Consider the following 2,325-nt stretch of genomic DNA (forward strand, 5'->3'; position numbering starts at 1 on the left):
ACCACCTGGCCGTCGGCGTTGTAGGTGGTCCGCGTCGCGGCGTGAGGCAGGCCGCCCGCACCGTCCGGGTCCGGCCCGATCACCCCCACAGGCCGGCGCATGGCGTCCCACAGAGTGCGGATCGTGTCCCCCGCCCCCGGCAGCGGACCGTCCACCGTCGCCACATTGCCGACCGCGTCATAGGTCTTGACCGTGGTCGCCGAGACCGAGCCGTCCCCCGCCGCCACCGTGACCGACACCGGCAGCAGATTGCTCCCCGTACTGGACGAGCCGACCTGATAGGTCGTGGTGGTCACCACCGCATCCGAACTCTGGGCCGAAACCGCCCCGGACGCCGTCGCCGCCCACACAAAAACCAGCGCCCCCGCCCAGGACCCCGCCCAGGACCTCGACCGGGCCCTCGATCGGACCGTCAACCGGCGCCTCGCCGTCTCGCCAAGCAGAAACCGGATCATTGGCAGGTCGCTCCCGTCAGACACTCCGACTGGCTGACCAGAACCCACACCGGCGACGGCGCCTGGGTGATCTCATTCGACCCGTTCTGCTTATACCAGGCGTAACGCTGCTCCCACACATACCGCGTCTGAGGACGCGGAGCCCCCGACGTCGGCGCAGGACCCGTAACCGTCAACAAATTGCCAGAAGCGTCATAGGTGTAATCCGTAACACCGCCACGGGCGTCTGTCACTGCACTGGGGAAGTAGCAGAGGATCGGTTCGACGGCGCAGTCCGGATAGGTAACGGTGCTGACCGTCGAGCTCAGCCCGGAGCCCGCTTTGGACGTCGCTGTGATCCCGGTCACGTCACCGTGCTCATTGCGCGTGATCGCGATCTCGTTCCCCTCCGGATAGCCGACCCAGTCCAGACCGGCCCCGCTCTGGACGACGACCGTGGTCTGGTTCAGCGCATTTCTTATCGAACCCAGCGACGGCAGGCGCATCATGGTCTGGCTTAAGGTGGAATCCCAAACGTATCGGCCTTTCCACTGGATATTATAGACTGTCGCATGATTGTTCGGATCCGTGACCGTGGTGTCGAGATCGTAGACGTCCTCCGGCCTTGGACAGGGTGGTTGAAGAGTGGGACAGTAGGACTCGTAGGCGTACGTCCAAGTCCCCGCTCCATCGGCCGCAGAGGTTATGACGTCGCCTCGCCCCCGGATGAAGGTGGTCGCATAGGTTACAGAGGCGCTGGACGGGTTTGTCGGCCGGGCGATCCCGACGATCTTGGAGGTGAAGGGTTCCGTCCCGTCGAAGATGATCCGCGTCGTCTGGTTCAAGGCGTCGGTGACGCGCTGCTCGACCCCGGAGGTGGTGAAGGTCAGACTGGGCCAGGTCGTGGAATAGCTGCACGTCGCCGCCGACGGAGCGCAGGCGTCCACGGCGTTGTTCAGGGCCGTGACCTTGGTCAGGGTCGTGCCGCTATAGTCGAAGTGAAGCTGGTAGCCTAGATTATTAGAGACCGACCTAAGGGGGCCGCCGCTGTAGTCATAGGTGATGATCTCGCCGTCGAGGCGGGTGACGGTCTGAACAGGCGATCCGCGACCTGACCCATAGGTGGCCACGGATCCGTCACGAGCGGTGTAGCTGAAGCCGCCGGCCGTCTGGACCAAGGTTCCGAACCCATCCATTCGATCGAATTTGTTCGAGCCGCAGGCCTCACGCTGGAACACGTTCGCCCCACCCATATAGACGACCGTATACAAGACCAGGCAGTAGGGATCGGGCTTGGCCAACTCCCAGGAGATTTCGCCCCAGTTGCTGTAACGCCAGGCCCGGGCGGTGCTGTCCCAAGTCGCTGTGAACGACAGACCGCCCCGCGCGGGATCGCCGACGCTGATGGTCGGCGACGACACCTGCAAAGACCCGCTGACCAAATCCACGCCGAACCGGTCCACGGTCTGATAGGCCGGCGGCGGCTCAAGCCCCGTCTGGGCCGAGGCCGCCGAGGCGCCGACGACCAAGGCCGAGGCGGCGAGCCCCCCACGACACGTCCCCAGGATCGGGCACCAACCTGCAACAAGGCGACAGACTTGTAGAGAGCCTTATTCATCGCATTGTCTCCACAGAGGCGTCTTTGTACTATTCACAGCAAAATCGGCAAAATAAGCTTATATTATGCAATCGATTACTATCGTCACAATAAAGCGACAAACATTAACATCTAGACGAACTTTACACTAAATTATTGCTCCAATAAGCCTTCAATATCCAGGTAGAACTGGCCCCATGGAGAATAGCTGACTGTGCCGTTTGCATCGGTCACGCGGATTCTGAACTGGCCGGAGCTGGAGATGGTGGTGGTGGAAGAGATCCGGACGTAGGC

At 62.5% G+C, this 2,325-nt stretch carries 1 protein-coding gene and 1 pseudogene; both read right to left on the reverse strand.

The window, feature by feature from the left end; genetic code table 11:
* Nucleotides 1-296: pseudogene (locus AC1RKE_RS15980) on the reverse strand (hypothetical protein); the annotation flags it as partial.
* Between the two features lie 155 nt (nucleotides 297-451).
* The gene (locus AC1RKE_RS15985) at nucleotides 452-1,963 is read right to left on the reverse strand and encodes an RHS repeat domain-containing protein (protein ID WP_492897483.1); all 1,512 of its coding nucleotides are present in this window, start codon (nucleotides 1,961-1,963) and stop codon (nucleotides 452-454) included.
* Between the last annotated feature and the right edge of the window lie 362 nt (nucleotides 1,964-2,325).

This window comes from Brevundimonas sp. GW822-FHT03E11 (genome assembly GCF_058801445.1).